The 18,797-nt window shown below is 32.3% G+C and carries 20 protein-coding genes; 1 reads left to right on the forward strand and 19 read right to left on the reverse strand.

Going from position 1 to position 18,797, the window contains the following annotated elements:
* Positions 1 to 6 precede the first annotated feature (6 nt).
* From tsaB to OYT91_RS11070, 7 genes are all read right to left on the reverse strand, one after another.
* On the reverse strand, positions 7 to 675 hold the full coding sequence (gene tsaB / locus OYT91_RS11040) for a tRNA (adenosine(37)-N6)-threonylcarbamoyltransferase complex dimerization subunit type 1 TsaB (RefSeq protein ID WP_281237999.1): 669 nt from the start codon (positions 673 to 675) through the stop codon (positions 7 to 9).
* 200 nt (positions 676 to 875) lie between these two features.
* On the reverse strand, positions 876 to 2,171 hold the full coding sequence (locus OYT91_RS11045) for an efflux RND transporter periplasmic adaptor subunit (protein ID WP_281238000.1): 1,296 nt from the start codon (positions 2,169 to 2,171) through the stop codon (positions 876 to 878).
* Positions 2,172 to 2,177: 6 nt separating this feature from the next.
* A complete protein-coding gene (locus OYT91_RS11050; RefSeq protein WP_269221736.1) occupies positions 2,178 to 3,614 on the reverse strand; it encodes a TolC family protein in 1,437 nt (478 codons plus the stop codon).
* A 78-nt stretch (positions 3,615 to 3,692) separates the two neighbouring features.
* Positions 3,693 to 4,811, reverse strand: a complete 1,119-nt coding sequence (locus OYT91_RS11055) for an efflux RND transporter periplasmic adaptor subunit (RefSeq protein WP_281238001.1) — start codon at positions 4,809 to 4,811, stop codon at positions 3,693 to 3,695.
* A gap of 43 nt (positions 4,812 to 4,854) precedes the next feature.
* Complete coding sequence (locus OYT91_RS11060; protein WP_269221734.1) at positions 4,855 to 6,120, reverse strand: ABC transporter permease; 1,266 nt, start codon at positions 6,118 to 6,120, stop codon at positions 4,855 to 4,857.
* A gap of 2 nt (positions 6,121 to 6,122) precedes the next feature.
* Positions 6,123 to 7,367: an ABC transporter permease gene (locus tag OYT91_RS11065; RefSeq protein WP_281238002.1), complete on the reverse strand. Its 1,245-nt coding sequence runs from the start codon at positions 7,365 to 7,367 to the stop codon at positions 6,123 to 6,125.
* A complete protein-coding gene (locus OYT91_RS11070) occupies positions 7,360 to 8,061 on the reverse strand; it encodes an ABC transporter ATP-binding protein (RefSeq protein WP_281238003.1) in 702 nt (233 codons plus the stop codon). Before OYT91_RS11070 ends, OYT91_RS11065 begins: the two co-directional genes overlap by 8 nt.
* 168 nt (positions 8,062 to 8,229) lie before the next feature.
* Here OYT91_RS11070 and OYT91_RS11075 point away from each other — a divergent pair, with 168 nt between their 5' ends.
* Entirely contained in the window at positions 8,230 to 9,648 is a 1,419-nt protein-coding gene (locus tag OYT91_RS11075; RefSeq protein ID WP_281238004.1) for a DUF4403 family protein, read from the forward strand.
* Positions 9,649 to 9,750: 102 nt separating this feature from the next.
* On the opposite strand, the gene OYT91_RS11080 is transcribed toward OYT91_RS11075, so the two are convergent.
* The 12 genes from OYT91_RS11080 to gcvH form a co-directional block, all read right to left on the reverse strand.
* Positions 9,751 to 10,008, reverse strand: a complete 258-nt coding sequence (locus tag OYT91_RS11080; protein ID WP_281238005.1) for a CAMCR motif-containing small membrane protein — start codon at positions 10,006 to 10,008, stop codon at positions 9,751 to 9,753.
* A complete protein-coding gene (locus OYT91_RS11085) occupies positions 10,001 to 10,540 on the reverse strand; it encodes a DUF420 domain-containing protein (RefSeq protein ID WP_281238006.1) in 540 nt (179 codons plus the stop codon). The genes OYT91_RS11080 and OYT91_RS11085 overlap by 8 nt, the downstream gene beginning before the upstream one ends.
* Positions 10,541 to 10,578: 38 nt before the next feature.
* The gene (locus OYT91_RS11090; protein ID WP_281238007.1) at positions 10,579 to 11,265 is read right to left on the reverse strand and encodes an SCO family protein; all 687 of its coding nucleotides are present in this window, start codon (positions 11,263 to 11,265) and stop codon (positions 10,579 to 10,581) included.
* Positions 11,266 to 11,267: 2 nt separating this feature from the next.
* Positions 11,268 to 11,909 carry a hypothetical protein gene (locus OYT91_RS11095; protein ID WP_281238008.1) on the reverse strand — a complete coding sequence of 214 codons (642 nt, stop codon included), beginning with the start codon at positions 11,907 to 11,909 and terminating at the stop codon, positions 11,268 to 11,270.
* Positions 11,910 to 11,992: 83 nt separating this feature from the next.
* On the reverse strand, positions 11,993 to 12,343 hold the full coding sequence (locus OYT91_RS11100; protein WP_281238009.1) for a cytochrome C oxidase subunit IV family protein: 351 nt from the start codon (positions 12,341 to 12,343) through the stop codon (positions 11,993 to 11,995).
* Positions 12,344 to 12,360: 17 nt separating this feature from the next.
* Complete coding sequence (locus OYT91_RS11105; protein WP_281238010.1) at positions 12,361 to 13,335, reverse strand: cytochrome c oxidase subunit 3; 975 nt, start codon at positions 13,333 to 13,335, stop codon at positions 12,361 to 12,363.
* Positions 13,336 to 13,377: 42 nt separating this feature from the next.
* Complete coding sequence (locus OYT91_RS11110) at positions 13,378 to 13,965, reverse strand: cytochrome c oxidase subunit 3 (RefSeq protein WP_281238011.1); 588 nt, start codon at positions 13,963 to 13,965, stop codon at positions 13,378 to 13,380.
* A gap of 2 nt (positions 13,966 to 13,967) precedes the next feature.
* Positions 13,968 to 14,882 (reverse strand): heme o synthase, encoded by a 915-nt coding sequence (gene cyoE / locus OYT91_RS11115; RefSeq protein ID WP_432419423.1) that lies wholly within the window; start codon positions 14,880 to 14,882, stop codon positions 13,968 to 13,970.
* Positions 14,883 to 15,025: 143 nt separating this feature from the next.
* The gene (locus OYT91_RS11120) at positions 15,026 to 17,140 is read right to left on the reverse strand and encodes a gliding motility outer membrane protein RemB (protein ID WP_281238013.1); all 2,115 of its coding nucleotides are present in this window, start codon (positions 17,138 to 17,140) and stop codon (positions 15,026 to 15,028) included.
* A gap of 19 nt (positions 17,141 to 17,159) precedes the next feature.
* Positions 17,160 to 17,903 (reverse strand): deoxyribose-phosphate aldolase, encoded by a 744-nt coding sequence (deoC, locus tag OYT91_RS11125; RefSeq protein WP_281238014.1) that lies wholly within the window; start codon positions 17,901 to 17,903, stop codon positions 17,160 to 17,162.
* A gap of 101 nt (positions 17,904 to 18,004) precedes the next feature.
* Positions 18,005 to 18,397 (reverse strand): VanZ family protein, encoded by a 393-nt coding sequence (locus OYT91_RS17765; protein ID WP_349293163.1) that lies wholly within the window; start codon positions 18,395 to 18,397, stop codon positions 18,005 to 18,007.
* Positions 18,390 to 18,770 carry a glycine cleavage system protein GcvH gene (gene gcvH / locus OYT91_RS11135; RefSeq protein WP_281238015.1) on the reverse strand — a complete coding sequence of 127 codons (381 nt, stop codon included), beginning with the start codon at positions 18,768 to 18,770 and terminating at the stop codon, positions 18,390 to 18,392. Before gcvH ends, OYT91_RS17765 begins: the two co-directional genes overlap by 8 nt.
* Positions 18,771 to 18,797 lie beyond the last annotated feature (27 nt).

Genomic DNA, 18,797 nt, shown 5'->3' on the forward strand with positions numbered 1-18,797 from the left:
ACCAAACTATTTTTTTGAAGTGGTAATTAAAAAATCTTTCAAATAATAAGGTTCAAAATAGGCGACATCAACTGTGTCGTTTATTTTGTATTTATCAAAACTCAAAGCACACATTTCGTTGGCAGAAGGATATTTAATAGCATCTAAGAATACAAAATTATCATTTGTCAAAACTGTTTTGCATTTTTCATTGCAATCACCTACAAAATAAACTGTCCCTTGTAGTTCTTCAAAAGATTTTTCGGTTATAATCTCGGCCAATACTTCTCGTTTTTTTTCTAATAAAGGAGAAAAAACAGCACTATACACTTCCATTCTACGGGCATCAATCATAGGAACAATAAAACCTTCAGCAACTGTAACTTTCAAGGCCAATGACTGCAAAGTGTCAACCGCAATTAATGGAATTTCCAGAGCATAACACAAGCCTTTAGCTGCCGAAATACCTATTCGCAATCCCGTATAAGATCCTGGCCCTTGACTTACGGCAATTGCCGCCAAATCTTTATACCCTATTCCCGCCTCGCTCATAATTTCTTCTATAAAAACATGCAAACGCTCCGCATGCGAATACCCTTCTTCTGCAATTTCTTTGCACAATATCATTTTTCCTTCTTTTGCCAAAGCAACAGAACAATTTTTGGTAGCGGTTTCAATGTTAAGTATATACGACACGTTATTAATTTTAGGTTGTAGATTTTAGATTTTTTATTATAAAATCATGAAATAATGAATACGATTGCAAATTTACACCTAATTTTTAAATTTCCTTTATAAAACAAAAAACACGTCCAGGAAGTTCAAGACGTGTTTTTATTTTTATATTCTTCAAAAGAAACCGAACAATAATTTATACCATTTAATGATTAAGGAAACTATTTTTTCTTGTCTGTTTCGGTTGGAACAAATACTTTATCTCCAGAATTTAGATCTTTGGAGACGGTAGAATAAGGCCCTGTGATAACAACATCGCCTTTTTTCAATCCTGAAACTACTTCAATATTTGTATCATCTTGAATTCCAGTTTTTATGATTCTAATTTTAGCTTTATCGCCTACTTTTACAAAAACACATTCATATTTTTTGTCACTTTTCGGAGCTTCCTTTTTGTCGTCAGACTCAGGTCCGTCCATTTTGATTTCTTTTACGGCAGTAGTATCAGACTTCACAACAACAGAACTGATAGGAACATGAACCACATTCGTTTTTGTTGTAGTGATAATATCAACCGTAGCGGTCATACCTGGTCGGAAAGGAGAATAAGAAGACGGTTTCCCAACCATTAAATCTTGATACGATTCTTTTAAAATTCTAACTTTTACCTTAAAATTAGTTACTTGATCTGCTGTTAAAGCCGTACTTGCTGAATTTGAAATACTGGTAACAACACCTTTAAATTGTTTTTTCAAATAGGCATCCACTTCTACATTAGCCAAATCCCCAACTTTTATTTTTACAATATCATTTTCGTTTACATCTACTTCAACCTCCATATTGTTTAAATTGGCAACTCTTAAAATTTCGGTTCCAGCCATTTGTTGCGTCCCTAAAACTCTCTCGCCAAGCTCTACATTAAGCACAGAAATGGTACCATCAGCAGGAGCATAAATAGTAGTTCTACCCAAGTTGTCTTTGGCTTCATTAACAGTTGCCGAAGCACTTTTTACATTATAAAAAGCAGATTGTTTATTGGCTTTTGCCACTTCAAAAGAAGCTATTGCCTTATCCCAATCTGATTTTGAAATAATCCCTTTTTCAAACAAAGTTTTATTTCTTTCATAATTTGCTTTTGCTTCATTAAAAGAAGCTTCTGATTGACTTAAACCGGCTTTAGTTCCAGACAAATTCGAAACAGAACGATTGTAGCCCGAAGTATATAAATCTGGATTAATTTTTACCAATAAATCTCCTTTTTTTACTACTTGACCTTCTTTTACATTAAGTGAAATAATTTCGCCTGAAACTTCAGATGAAATCTTTACTTCAATTTCGGGTTGAATTTTACCCGTTGCCGATACTGTTTCCACTATTGCACCCGTAACCACATTGGCGATTTCAATTTCTTTTCCTTTATCTTTATTTCCTAAGACACCCGCTTTTGAAAGTCCAATTAATAAAGCTATAATTACTACTGCCGATCCTAATAAGATGTAAATTGTTTTTTTTGACATGATAAATTAATTTTTGATAATTGGAATTCCAAAATAAAATTCTAATATTTTGATTTTAAAGATATAATCGTATTTGGTTCTAATAACTTCTGATTGTGCATTGGTAAGCAACGTTTGTGACTGATTAAAATCGAAAGAATTCATTAACCCCACTGCATATTTTTCTTTTGCATAATTATAGGCTTCTTCTCTAGATTCTAAAGCTACAATGGCAGACTCATGTGCATTCAAAGCTCCTTTGGCATCTGTGAAAGCAGTGTAAACATTTCGTTGCAAATCCAAATCTTCTTTTTCCAATGCAATTTTAGATTTTTCTAAAGCAACTTTGGAACGTTCTACATTATTTCTTACAGAGAATCCATTAAAAATAGGAATCGACAATTGTGCCCCAAAAGAATGCCCTTTGTTATTACTAAATTGATCCATAACAGGTTCTGGACCTCCTAATACCGCCACTGAATTAGGTCTCAAAACGTTTTGGTTCGTGCCTTCTACATAACCAACAACAGAGGTAGGATTTGCTGTATTTGGAGCAGAACCGGTTACAATATCGCTATAACTTGCTCTTGTATTAAAATTATAAAAAGCAGATAAGGTAGGTTGATAAGCTCCTTTTGAAATTGCCACATCTTTTTCAGCGATTTCCAAATTGGTTTGTGCAATTTTCAATTCTGTTCTACTCTCTTTTGCTTTTGCATAAATATCCATCGGTTTTATCGACATAATATTATTTTCGTCTTTAGCATTAGTATCGTCTATTACATCAAAATCCCAAAATTCTTTTAATTGTAATAATTGAGCCAAACTCAATTTAGAAATTAATAATGCATTTTCGGCTGTAATAACATTTTGTTTATTAGAAGCCACTGTAGCTTTGATATCTAATAAATCGCCTCGTGGTATAGAACCCGCTTTTACCAATTCTTCGGAACGTTTGTATTGTTTTTCATTTATTGATAACTGTTCTTGTTGCACTTTTAGATTTTCTTTATTAAAAAGCACTTGCAAAAAAGCATTGGCAACATTCAAAGCAATGTCCTCCTGCATTTTTACCAATTTGTATTTGGAAGAAACAATAGAAAGATTAGCTTTTCGCAGTGTATTTTGATTCTGCATTCCTTTGTAGATATCTACTCCAACATTGGCTCCAAGGCTTGTAAATTGAGTAGTTTGATTTCTCAAAAGACCTGTTGTTATATCTTGATTTAGACCAATATTCCAAGAATGGTTAGCACTCAAATTAGCACTTGGTAAAAAATTTCCAAAAGCGCCTCTTTTGTCTATACTAGCCGAAAGCGTATCCAATTCGGTGTTTTTTATAGAAATATTGTTTTTTATAGCATACTTTACACACTCTTCTAAAGTCCATACTTTGGTTTGTGCTTGAGTCGATAATCCTATCAGAAAGACTAAAGCGATACTAAAATAATTTATTTTTTTCATTTTTATTGGAATAAAAGCGTAACAAATATACTACGCATATTTAACTTAATTTGTAATTCAAAAACCTTTTTTTAGCGATTATTTGGGTTTAACCTCTTCCGTAATTAACCCTTGATTCCATACTTTTATTTTATCTGTGGGTTTAATTCCACTTTTTACCTGAACATAGATTCCGTCACTTACACCCAATGTAATATCTTTTCGTTGAAACTTTTGTTTCCCTGTTTCTATTTCAACATAAGGCTTTTGTGTTTTTTTGTCAAACTGAATCAATGATTCTTTTAAAGCTTGCACTTTATCTGCTTTTTCTAATATAATGGAAGCATTAGCACTCAAACCTGCTCTGATAAAAGTATTATCTCTATTGGTTAATGTTGCTTTTATTTCGAATTGAATAGCTCCGTTTTCCGTTTTCCCTTTTGGAGCTATATAAGTCAATACAGCTTCGAATTTTTTATTTTCAATGGCTCCAATAGTAATTTCGATAGGCATATTTAATTTGATCTTTCCTACTTCAGATTCATCTACTTTACCAACAAATATCATTCTTCCAATATCGGCAACACTAGCAATTGTTGTACCTTCATTGAAATTATTACTCTCAATGACTTGATTACCCACTTTTACAGGAACATCGAGTACCATTCCATTTACTGTTGAACGAATCAAAGTATTCGCATAACTTCCTAAGCCAGAAGTAGTACCTGTTTTCACAATATCAAATCCCTGAATAGAGGCACTATAATTTTGTCTAGCCTGATTATAGGCAAGTTGAGCAGCATCAAAATCATTGGCAGAAATAACCCCTTTATCAAACAATGTTTTTTGTCTTTGGTACAATTTCTCTTGATTATCCAATTCAATTTTCGCTGTTTTCACTTGATTTTGTGAATTACTCAAATTAGATACATTAGCAACTACTTTTATTTTTGCAATCAAGTCACCTGCTTTTACTGATTCTCCGGCCTTAATATATACTGCTTCAATAATACCCGAAATATTGGGTTTGATTAATACTTCTTCGTCTGGCACAATATTCCCAGTAGCAAGAGTACTTTTTATAATAGTTTTCACTTCTACTTTGTCCGTTTCAAAAACAATAGGAGATTCCTGGTTTTTGGCGTACAAATAATATAAAGCCCCGAAAAAAACTATTGCTATAAGAATCAATACGGTTATGGTTACTCCTTTTTTCATTTTGTAAATTTTATTCGATTATTATTATTTTTTGATTGATTTTCTATTCAGTTCGTAATGCATCGACTGGTTTAATGTTAATGGCTGTTTGTGCAGGAATAAAACCTGCTAGCAATCCTGACCCCACTAATATAAGCAAGGCTATAAAAACAACAACTAAGTCCACACTTGGATTTATAAACATCATTCCTTCTGTAGGCATTGAAGCTAATATCATATTCAATATAGCAAGTAATCCCGTTGCAACAGCAATACCAAACATACCTGCTATTATAGTTAAAAAAATAGCTTCTAATAATATTTGAGATCGAATGGCACCCGGTGTTGCTCCTAGTGCTCTTCGGATTCCGATTTCATTAGTTCTTTCTTTTACTACAATGAGCATAATGTTTGAAATTCCAATAATACCAGATAACAATACTAAAGTTCCAACAAAATAAGCAATGAACTTAAGAACCATAAACAAATCTTGTACTTTTTGAAATTCTTTATACAAGTCAAAATTACCAACCGCTCTTTCATCATCGGGATGAATATAATGTCTTTCTCTCATGAATGCTAGAATACCAGGTCTAAGCTCTGTTATAGAAGCATTATCATTTGCGGTAAGCGCCATCCAACCTACAGTATCTCCAAAATTAAAAGCTTGTTGAAAAGTGGTAAAGGGAATGAAAATATTTTTTTGAGCAGATTCGGCATTTCCATTATTTTGACCTTTGGATTTATACACTCCAACCACCATAAAATTGACACCGTTTATTTTGATATAAGTACCTATGACTTCTTCGGCATTCATATACAATTCGGCAATAACTCCTCTACCAATAATTGCCACTTTGCGTCTAGAAAGAATATCCTGCTGATTCACAAAACGGCCTTTAATAATTTCCATCTGCTCTTGCTTGATCAACTCAGGATAATCACCGTAAATGGTATAAGCTCCAGTTTTTGTACCTCGAATAACATTACTGACTCCATTAAAATCACCTAGTTGATTACGTGGCGAAACATATAAAAGATCTGGGAATTTTTGTTTTAAAGCATCTACATCACTATTTTTAAAATCATACCTCCTAGTCTTCGGCAAACCTTTGTAAGCCTTAGAAGTAGTTTGAGTCCACATAAACATAGTGTTTGTAGCGATACCGTCAAATCCCTTTTTTACACCATTTTCCAAACCATTTGAGGCGGCTAACAAAATAACCAAAATAAATATACCCCAAAACACCCCAAAAGCTGTTAAAAGCGTTCGGAAAGTATTGGCTGTTAAAGCCTCTAAAATTTCGTTCCATTTTTCTCTATCAAACATAATTATTCGTCTCTAAGTGCAACAATAGGTCTAATTTTTGCGGCTCTATAGGCTGGGATAAATCCTGCCAAAGCACCTGCAATCACTAAAACAATTAAGGTTGATATCGCCACAGTAAAATCTACTTGCGGATTCCTAAAATATTCACTTTCTGCATGTGGACCAACCAATTCTAAAAGCGCCAATCCTGTTAACAATCCAATAAAACCAGAAATAGTGGTTATAAATATTGATTCATGCAAAATCATAATAATAATTGAAATAGGCGAAGCTCCAAGCGCTTTTCTAATTCCTATTTCTTTCGTTCTTTCTTTTACTATAATCATCATAATATTACTTACCCCTACAACTCCTGCAATAATGGTACAAATCCCTACCCACCAAAAAAACAAACGAATATAAAGGTTCAAGTCATAGAACTTTTTGGCTTCTTTGACAGAATTAAAAATACCAACAGCACTTTCATCATCAGGAGCAGCACCATTTTTACTTCTCAATAATTTCCCATAATCATTTTTGAATTTTTCGGACTCGGCTACAGCTTCTTCATAGGTTTCTTTCTTTTTCATAGTATAAGCCATATAACTTATTTTATCTCCTAATCCAAAAACCTGCTGTGCTGTAGTTATAGGCACGAATACTCTACTTTCTTCTCTCTCCCCTCCAGGATCAGTAAACACACCAACTACTTTAAAATTGATATTCGCTACAGTAATTTGTTCGCCTATTGGATTTTTTTCTTTAAACAGGTCTAATTTGACCTTTTGACCAATCACAGCTGCTTTTACATTGTGTTTCAAGTCATTTAGATTAATATACCTGCCTTTTATAACGGATACATTTTCTATTTCCATACCATCTGTATTGACACCTCTGTATTGATAATTTCCTGATTCCTTTCCATAACTTACAGTAATTCCCCAGCCACTAGCAGTAACCCCATTTTTATCCAATTGGCCACCGTATTTTTGTACTGCAAGATCAAAATCACTGTTTCTAAATTGTATTTGCCTTCCAGGATTCAATCCTTTGTAGGCTTTGGTCGTAGCGCCAGACCACACCTCGATTACACCTGCAGCATCACGTTCAAATTGTTTTTCAATTCCGTTTTGCAACCCTTTTCCAACACCAAGAAGTATAACCAAAATAAAAATACCCGACGCCACAGAAAGCCCAGTAAGAAAGGTTCTCAACTTGTTTTTGGCGATTGCCTCAAATATTTCTTGCCAACGTTCTATATTAAACATAAGAAGATGCTCTTACTTGTTCTACCATTTTGTCATCAATGATGATTCCGTCTTTCAAAACCACGTTTCTTTTGCACATAGCAGCAATATCAGGTTCGTGAGTCACTATCAAAATCGTTTTTCCTTCGTCATTGATTCCTTGTATTAATTCCATCACCTCATACGAAGTCAAAGTATCTAATGCGCCTGTTGGTTCATCAGCTAATAAAACTTTTGGATTCGAAGCCAATGCTCTTGCAATAGCCACACGCTGTTTTTGTCCTCCGGAAAGTTCATTTGGCAAATGATGTGAATGAGATGCCAAACCTACTTTTTCTAAATATCGCATTGCAATCTCGTTTCTTTCTTTTCTCTTCACACCCTGATAATATAAAGGCAAAGCCACATTATCCAAGGCACTTTTGTAATTAATTAAGTTAAAAGATTGAAAAACAAAACCAAGAAATTGGTTTCGGTATTTGGAAGCAATTGTTTCATTGAGTTTCTTAATTGGAACATTATCTAAAGTATAAAGACCTGAATCTGCTTCATCTAGAATTCCCAGAATATTTAGTAAAGTAGATTTACCTGAACCTGACGAACCCATAATGGCAACTAATTCCCCTTCTTTGATATTGAAATTAATTCCTTTTAGCACATGCAATTCGGAATGTCCCATTTTGTATGATTTATGCAAGTCTTTAATTTCAATCATGATTTTGTATTTTATAAAGGAAAGTATGTCTCTTCAAAATTTAGCATTAAGAAAACGGAATACTTAAATTACTAATTAAAACATAAGACTTATATCCATCTAATTTGTTACACGCTTAACCAAAAAATATATTTGTTTTGTTAAATTTGCCGTCAAAACACAAAACAAATGCTAAAATCATTTTCTATTCTATTTTTTTCCTTGTCTACTCTAGTTATTCTAACATCTAGTTGTTCTTCGGCCTCTCAAAAAATAGAATCTTTAAAACCCGAACCCGATGATGCGGTTCCATTGACATACAATAGTTCGCCCTCCTATATTAATCTACCGGTTAGCATCAAACTAAAAGACATCGAAAATCAAACCAATACTCTAATGAATGGTTTAATTTACGAAGACAATACCATCGAAGATGACAATATTGAGATCAAAGTTTGGAAACAATCTCCAATTACCATAACCAATGATCACGGAAAAGAAGGCGAAAAATTAAAAACGGTTTTACCTTTAAAAATTTGGGTGAAATACAGAATTGGCACCAAAACTTTGGGTGTTGATTTATACAAAACTCAGGAATTTAATCTTAATGGCGTAATCACTTTGTTGAGTAGTATAGGCCTAAACAACTGGAGATTAAATTCAAAAACAACTTTAAAATCTCTTGATTGGGTCGAAAGTCCCACTATGACCATATTTGGAAAAAATATGCCCGTTACTTATCTCATAAATCCTGCAGTAAGCATCTTTAAATCAAAAATTGAAAAAAGCATTGATAGCGCTATTGAGGACTCTATGGATTTCAAACCCAATGTTATGGATGCCTTATCCAAAATATGCTCACCAATGGAATTGAGTGATACTTATAAAACTTGGCTAAGAATTATTCCAATAGAAGTATATTCAACGAATGTAAAATTAAAAAACGATTCCTTTTTACTCAACATGGGCATGAAGTGTAATATGGAAACTTTGATTGGCAAAAAACCCGATTCAAAATTTGAAGCCAACAAAATTACCTTAAAAGCTGTTGACAAAATTCCCGAACAAATCTCGGCCAATATAGCTGCAGTATCAACCTACCAAGAAGCTTCAAAAATAATGACAACCAATTTTGTAGGTCAAGAATTTGGTTCTGGAAGTAAGAAAGTAAAAGTACAAAATGTAGCAATTTGGCACAAAGATGGCAAATTAGTAATTGCATTGGATCTTTTGGGCTCCGTTAACGGAACGATTTATTTAAATGGAATTCCTCAATATAATGAAACCACCAAAGAAATCTATTTTGACAAATTGGATTATGTATTGGATACCAAAAGTAGATTAATGCGAACAGCCAATTGGATGGCCCAAGGTATTATATTAAAGAAAATGGAAGAAAGTTGCCGTTATTCTATCAAACAAAACCTTGATGAAGCCAAACAAAGCATGATGCCTTATTTAAAAAACTACTCTCCTATGCCTGGTGTTTTTGTCAATGGAAAGATGGAAGACATTCAATTTCAAAAAATACAATTAACAAATCAAGCCATAATTGCATTTATAAAAGTTGATGGAACTATTAATGTATCAATCGACGGACTGAAGTAAAGTAATCAGTTTGCAGTGATAAAAAAAGTCAGTCCTGAAAAAAAATATTTTTTCAGGACTGACTTTTTTTTATTGCAATTAAATTTTGCTACTGCTATTGAACTACTGTTTTTTCTTTTTCATTCGATAAATGTAATATCCAAGTGCTCCAACTAAAACATAAGGAATAATCATAAGATAAACAATCCCATCATTTATAGCTGCTGCTTTCGCTTTATTCTCTTCTCCATTTAGTGCAGCACGACACATGGCGCACTGGGCATAAGATGAAATTTCTATGAAGAAAAAACAAATTCCAAAAAGAAGAATCTTACGTTTAGCATTTGAATTTAGATTTGCAGGTATATTTTTTTTAAACATAATAAGGCGAAATCATTAAATATACAATCACTCCAGTTACAGCAACATACAACCAAATTGGAAAAGTAATTTTTGCAATTTTTTTATGCTTATCAAATTTACTGGCCAAAGCACGAACATAAGTAATCAAAACCAAAGGAATTATAGCTATTGACAAAAAAATATGAGTAATAAGAATAAAGAAATACACATATTTTAAAATCCCTTCTCCACCATATTTTGTAGATTCGGCAGTCATGTGATACGCCACATACATTACTAGAAATGCTAAAGAACATCCAATTGCCAATTTCATCAACAACTCATGACGCTTTTTATTGCCATTTTTAATAGCCATTACCGCAGCAACCAATACTATTGCTGTTATTCCATTTACAGTAGCATAAATTGGAGGCAAAAAGGTCAGTGGTGTAACATTAAAACCAAAATCTTTTAACTTCACTTTAAAAAGAACAGCAACCGCAACTGGTATTACGATTGACAACAATACAATCCACTTATTATATTTTTGCTCTATAGTATTATTTTCCATTTTATTTTTTTAATCTAATTTTCTTTATTTTGTTCCGTTTATTCTTTTAACAAAGCTTGTATGTCCTGCTGAATATCTCTAATTCCTTTTTTCTCCAATCCATCATAATATAAAATAGGATTACCATAGTCATCTTTTCTGCATCTGATGTTTCCATTTTTATCAATTAAGGCAAAAAGACCCGAATGTTCAAAACCACCTTTTACTTTACTGTTTTCACCTACATAAATATTAAACCCTTTATTGGATAAATTATAAATATAATCATGATCTCCTGTCAAAAAGTTCCAATTTGAAGATTTCACACCTAATATTTTAGCATGCTCTTTTAAAACTGCTGGAGTATCATGTACAGGATCAATAGTAATCGATACAATTCCAAAATTAGGATTTCCAAAAAAGGTATTTTGAAGTGTAAGCATATTGGCATTCATTTTAGGGCAAATTGAAGGACAAGTTGCGAAGAAAAACTCCAAAACATATACTTTACCTTTGTAAAAATCATTTGTGATTTTTACATTATCTTGATTGGTAAGCTCAAACTTAGGTGCACTACCAATGGTTACTAATTTCTCATTTAGAACATTAGATCCATTTGTTTTGTCTAATCTATCACTTTGGACAACACTGTTGTTTTTCAATCTATCTACAATTTTCGGAATTGCATAGATACCAAAAACCAGTATTATAAAAGAGATTCCAATGTATGATTTATTCTTAAGCATCTTTATAATTGTTTTGTTGCGTTATGATTCTTTTTTAAAGCAGCACGATATTCATAGAGAATAACTTTGAAATCATCGAGCATTTCATTGCTTAATTCAGCAGGATGAAATGTACTATATCCTTCCTTGTACCCTTTCTTTTCTTTACGTCCTCTCAAGTTTCTTTCTTTGTCTACAATATAAACATCAGGAGTGCCAAAGTCAGGATTCAAATTGCCTTTTAATTTTAATTGACTAAAATAAGACTTTATTTCTTCTGGAGTTGCAAATATAAAATGCCATTGACTCACATCTGTAAAAGCACCTAAAGCATCAATTACAACTTTCACATCTTTTTCAGTTCCAAGAGGAGCAACTACCACAAACTGTAAATCTTTAAAATCGTGATAACGCTGGTATATTTTTTCATTTAGATTAAAATAATTCCCTCTGTTTTTAAGAATCTCAGTTCCTGAAAAACCGAGAATTGTTATCTTATTATTCAGGCTTACTTTTTCGCCATTCAGTGATTTCCATTCTCCAAAATCAGGAATTTTTGAAGTAATCACAGGCAATTTTGTAAAACTATTAATACCTGATGCAAAAAAAAGATAAGCAACAATAGGCAATATGAACAACACAAAAAGAACAATATTTTTTTTCATTAGGGTTATATAAAATTTACTTTACTAAAATAAAAAAAGGCATCCGTCGAGACGGATACCTTTTTCATTGAATTAATATCTTGTTAAAAATTCCATTTAATGGTAGAATTTTTAAAAACCTCAAATACATAGTCTCCTTCTGTCAATAGAATAAAAAGCAAATAACAAACTAAGAATATCAAAGGAAAAACAACAGCATTTCTTAATGACTTTTTTTCTCCTTCCATGTGCATGAATGCCCATACAATATAATATGCTTTTACTAATGTTAAAATTATAAACAACCAGTTCAACAAACTCATCGTTAAAAAAGTATGCATGTATAAAGCATCTGGTCTGATGATACCAAAACCAACTTCAACAGTTGTGATTAAAGACAATAGACCAAAAACAGTCCAAATTCTTTTTGTATTAGAAACATGTGCGTGTGACATAATGATAAATCTAAAAATTAAACTAAATAGAAGAATGTGAATACAAATACCCAAACTAAATCGACAAAGTGCCAGTATAGTCCAACTTTTTCAACCATTTCATAACTTCCTCTTTTCTCGTAAGTACCCAAAAGTACATTAAAGAAAATAATAATATTAATTACAATACCAGAAAAAACGTGAAAACCGTGAAAACCAGTAATAAAGAAGAAGAAATCAGCAAAAAGCTTACTTCCGTATTCGTTATGAGTAAGATTTGCACCCTCAATAACTAAAGCTGCTTGACTCAATCGTTTTTCAGAATCTTCTCTAGAAAGAATTGTTTTCTCTTTGTTTTTATTAATTGTTTCAATTCTAACCAAAACATCTGGATGTGCTTTAAATCCAGCTTGAACCTCAGCAACCGTAAAAGTAGGAATTGCAGCTTCGTCCATAAACCATTTTGCTTTTGGTCTAGTTAATTGCTCTCTTTCAACAGGTAATTTTGTTGCAAAATCAGCCAAAGCTACACGATGGCCTTCTTTATCTACAAATTGTAATAAACTACCACCAGTAGTTTCGATAGCCCCGTATTCACCTTTGATAAAGTTTTTCCATTCCCAAGCTTGTGAGCCAACGAAAATTATACCCCCTATGATAGTTAAAAACATATAAAGGGCTACTTTATCCTTTTTCATTTGATGCCCTGCATCTACGGCCAAAACCATCGTTACAGATGAGAAAATCAAAATAAAAGTCATTAATGCAACATAATACATCGGAGCAGATACACCGTGTAAAAATGGAAAGTGTGTAAACACTTCATCAGCCAAGGGCCATGTTCCTATAAATTTAAATCTAGAAAAACCGTAAGCTGCTAAAAATCCAGAGAACGTTAAGGCATCTGATACGATAAAAAACCACATCATTAATTTACCATAACTTGCTCCCATTGGCTCATTGCCGCCTCCCCAAGTTTTTTCACTATTTGCAGTAGTAACTGTCGCTTCCATAAAAGTTATTCGTTAAAAAGTTTCCAAATTTACGTTTTTTTCTTATTTAAAGAAATATAAAAATAAAAATAAATAAACCCATAAGATATCGAGAAAGTGCCAATACATTGCACCTAGTTCTATTCCAAGAGTTTGTGTTGAATTATATTTTTGTTTAAAATGATTATAAATAATAATTAACAATGAAATCATTCCACCTGCAAGATGAATTAAGTGAACGAGCACCACTATATACAAAAATGTAGTTGTTATCGAACTTGCACTTCCTGTGAAATAATACCCATTTAACACTATTTGACCAAACCCAACAAATTGCAATATTACAAATGAAATTCCTAATACCAATGTAGACAATAGATACATTGTTGTCTTACTTTGATTGTCTTTTTGAATCATTTTTTTTGCTAAATGAAATGTAATACTGCAACCAATAATGGCAATAGTACTATAAAAAAATGCAGAAGGCATTTGAAAATCCATCAACCAATCTGCCCTAGATTGACTCACTACATAAGCACTTGTTAAACCAGCAAACATCATTGTTATGCTTACCATAGCGAACAATAAAATCAGCTTATACGATCTTGCCGTTCTTGATTTATAATCTTCGGCTGTCATTGTCATTTCCATAATTATCTTAAAAATTTATCTAATATGTATACTAATTGTAATAAGGTTATATAAGAAACGCTTACAAGCATTAATGTTCTTGCAGCTTTTGCGGATTTTATCTGATACAAACGAACTGCATAAAACAACATCCAAAGTCCTAGGCATAAGACAAAAATTGAAGCAAGTGGAGTAATATACAATCGTCCAGTATATCCTAAAGCAGGCAATAACGAAGCAATTATCAACCAAATCGTATATAAAATTATTTGTAATGAAGTTCCTTTATCCTTTTTCCCAGTGGGCAACATAAAGAAACCTGCCTTTTCATAATCGTCATATAAAAACCAACCAATGGCCCAAAAATGGGGAAACTGCCAAAAAAACTGAATTAAAAATAAAGTTCCTGCTTCAATACCAAACTCTCCAGTAGCGGCTACCCAACCCAACATAAATGGAATTGCTCCAGGAAATGCTCCCACAAAAACTGACAACGAAGTTACTGTTTTAAGTGGTGTATAAATACTTGTATATAAAAAAATAGAAATAGCAGCAAACATCGCTGATTTCGGATTTATGGTATAAAGCAAAGTTACTCCCAAAATGGTAAGCAAACTAGCAACAATTAAAGCAAGGCTCGGCGCCATTCTTCCGGATGCAACGGGACGATTCTTAGTACGATCCATTAGTGCATCCAAATCTTTTTCGATTACTTGATTGTATGCATTAGAAGCTCCAACCATACAATAACCTCCAACAGCTAGTTTTAACAAAACCAACCAACTGAAAGGATGTGAAGTATCAAAACCTAAAACATAACCAGCTATTGACGAAAAAACAACACTAATAGCCAAACCAGCTTTTGTAATTGCTTTAAAATCAATGTAAATAGATTTGAACGAAATGGAATTAGGTGTTGTATTCAATGCAGATAAAATTGTTGTATTTTTTTTTAGAAAACTGCTGCAAATATACAAATTAGATTCAAAAACAATCTATCTATTTGTAAATTGAAAAAATAGAGCTTTTTTAACCAGTTTTTATAGCAAAATGTAAAATCTTAAAGAAAGCCAAAATAAATTTAATAATCAAAATACCCATTAAACACATCTGACCTAAAGCCTAAAGTAAACCAAGTTGTTTGATTTTTATAAACAGTAGCTGTATTTGTAGTAGGATCGAAATTACGAAACAGAAAATTTCCGAAAAATTTTAAATTAGTTGCTGGATTAACCAAATATCCAACTTGAATATCTGAAATAAAAATACTGGTTTTGTTTCCTTGACCTACTTTCACACCTGTGTCAGCAAACCTATCGGCATCATAGTCTCTATAAATATTTCCACCATAATTAGAATTGGCTCCCGAATCTGCAAAATCGAAACCACGAGTTCCAATAGTAAATTTAGCATTGGCATAAAATCGATCTTTAGTGTAATAACCCAACAACACCAATTCCTGAAAATTACCTCCCCATTGATGGCCTAAACTTTGATTATTGTGAGCATAATTTGTAATTGGTTCACTATGCGAATACACATATGGGCGCACATGATTGAATTCTAATTGCAATTGCAAATTATCCACCTTGAATGCATTAAAATATTTAACACCCAATTGATACCCTAATTTATTTTTCCAACTGTTATCACCACCAACAATATCACTAGTAGAAAACTCATCGATTAAAAATTGTCCATAAAGGTTTACTTGATTATTCCATTTGTACTTATAAGTTAACCCCAAAAGTTCATTTCCACTTTTTGATGAAGAAGAAAACTCAACTGCACGATAGAAAACAATTGGATTAATGAAATTTGCATCAAAACCTCTTCCATTGGTATTGGTCCAAACTACAGATTCAAAAAAACCTAAATTCAAACGATTTGACACATTCCAACTCAGGTAATGATTGACCATATATTTTGAAGCATACGTTTTTTCTACGGTAACATCTGGACGAACATCCTTTAGCCACATATAATTTACCGTATATTTAATTTTCCAAAAATTGGCATCAATCTTAAAAAAAGGATAAGGACTTGTTCCATCACTTAAAAATAAAGAACGATACCCATCACCAATAAAATTCTTGCCATATCCTAATTGTAAGTCTAAATATTTGGCTGCATTAAAAACAATATTAGCATCAGCCATAGGAAAATCAAATGAATCCGAATTATATTCTTTGGCAATACCCATTCCTGGAACTACAGCAGGATTACCCCCCGAAGGCTTTATTGATCTTGCATAATCATTGTAATAATCTGCAAAACGCCCTTGACTTTCATAAAAAGTAGTGGTAAAATTCAAACGGGATCCAAGCCCTCCTTTAAAGTTTAAAGCTCGAGTATTTACATAAGTATAATCCGTTTTACTAGGATTTGAAATTCCACCTTGCACATTGAACAAAAAATTCAATGCAAACCAATAGCCTTCCCCTTGTATCTCTGCTAAATTCTCATTAAACACTTTTCGTCCCCACCACCCTGATTTGTTTTTCATTAAACTAGCATTAACCTTTTGAAAATTATAATATTTTTCAACTTCAGCAAAAGTATAAGGTTTAGTGGCGGTATGATTATTACTTCCAATTTTATTTATTGCTGCATCAAACTGAGCATAATAACTATGAGAAAAAGGAATACCGAGATGACTAGTAAACTGCGGATTATCGAAACGTTTGTATACAATACTATCCAATTCTGTCAGCCCTTCATTAATATTAATATTTTCCTTTTTTGCCTTTGCAACAGCAGCATTTTCCTCGGGAGACACCAAAGGAATAGCAATTTTCAAATTAAATTTAGAGTAGGTTGGAGTCCCATTGTACGTTGGCGGTGCTATTTTTGGAAAATTTAAAAAAACCTTTTTCGTTTCAGTGATTAAATCCTCATTGTTAGAATTTACAACAATAACTTTAAACCTACCCGTAGCATCAACTTCAAAAAGAACTTTTACAACGCCTGAATATTGACTTTTCTTTAAATATTCGGGCACTTGAAAATTATGATATACAATTTGTTGGACTTCATTATAAAAACATTCTTCCAACTCTTTTCCTTGTAAATTGGAACAAATAGAGAAAACAGGAAAACGATCATCTGAAGACTCAAATTGTTTTGAAATTGGACTTTGAGCATTGACAAACAATACACTAAAAATAATAAAAAAAGATAAAAGGAATTTATTCATTTGGGGCATGTATATCAAATCAATATTGTGTAGATGATTCTTCACTATTTGCAATTGCTTTTGCACCAGAAGTTCCAATACGTTTTACACCAATAGCAATCATTTCTATAGCTTCGTCATAAGTCCTTACTCCACCAGCCGCTTTTACGGGCAGCGGAAAACTATTTTCAAGCATAATTTTTATTGAAGGAACAGTTGCGCCATTTGGCAAATTGTCTTTAGTAACAAAAAAACCAGTTGAAGATTTTACAAAAACAGAATTATAATCAGACTCTTTAAAATTAGAAATAACCACATTTTTTATCAATGCCGAAAGTTGTGCTATTTGCAAATCATTAAGTGCAGCTACTTCTATAATCCACTTAACAATTTTATTGTGATCTAAACCTAATCGTGTTCCTTTTAGAATCTCTTCTTTTACCAAGTCAACTTCTCCATTTTTAAAAGCTTCATAATTACAAACATAATCCAACTCATCAGCTCCATTTTGAATACACTCAAATGCTTCCTTTAATTTTTCATCTAATGCAGAATTACCTCCAGGAAAGTCAATTACAGTTCCAATTAACACTTTCGATTGCGCCTCTACTATCATTTTTTTTGCCAAAGCAACTCTATCAGGACGAATCATAATCAACTTAAATTTTTCGTCAATTGCTTCTTTTATAAATCCTTGAACTACTGTTTCATTATCTTTTTCACTCAAACCTGCTTGAGTATTAGTTTTTAAGTAAGTAGAATCTAAATAGTCTTTAATATTCATCTATAAAATTTAAGAGGTTAGCGTTTGCAAAATTACATTATTAGAATGATATGACCTCTATAACAATCCATTCAAAATAAAAAAACCCACCGAAGTGGGAATTATTTTTTTAAAATGAAATTCAAAAAGTTAAATTTATTACTGATTACTATAAAAGAAATCGACAACAAAGCCCCTGTACTATTTGCAATAACATCAAAAATATCGGCATTTCTAGTTGTAGTAATTGTTTGTTGTAAAATTTCAATGGTGATTCCAAAAGTAAAAGAAAACAAAAACGAATACAACAATGGTTTTACAATTTTTTCCGTAATCAATTGCTTTCTAAAAAATAAATACCAAACAAAAGTAAACACGAAATGAAAAAAAACATGAACATATTTATCCAGATTTGGAATTTCAATTTTTGGTATTTCACTTGATTTTATCAAACAAAAATAGGAAACGACCCCTGTCCAAAATAACGCAACTAGAAACAATAAAAATTTAGGCACCTATAAGTTCCTTATATGCTTCATCTGACAATAATTCATCAATTTCTGCGGGATTAGAAATTTTTACTTTAATCATCCATCCTGCACCATAAGGATCCGAATTAACACTTTCTGGAGTACTTTCTAAAGCATCATTGAAAGCAATAATTTCACCTGATAAAGGAAGAAACAAATCAGATACCGTTTTTACAGCTTCAACAGTACCAAAAACCTCATCTTTTTCTAAAGTTTGATCTAATGTTTCTACTTCTACATATACAATATCCCCTAATTCTTTTTGTGCAAAATGAGTAATTCCCACTGTAGCAACATCTCCTTCAAGACTAACCCATTCGTGATCTTTTGTGTACTTTAAATTTGCTGGTATGCTCATAAAATGATATTTGAAATTATTAATTAT

The organism is Flavobacterium praedii, from assembly GCF_026810365.1.
Lineage (GTDB): Bacteria > Bacteroidota > Bacteroidia > Flavobacteriales > Flavobacteriaceae > Flavobacterium > Flavobacterium praedii.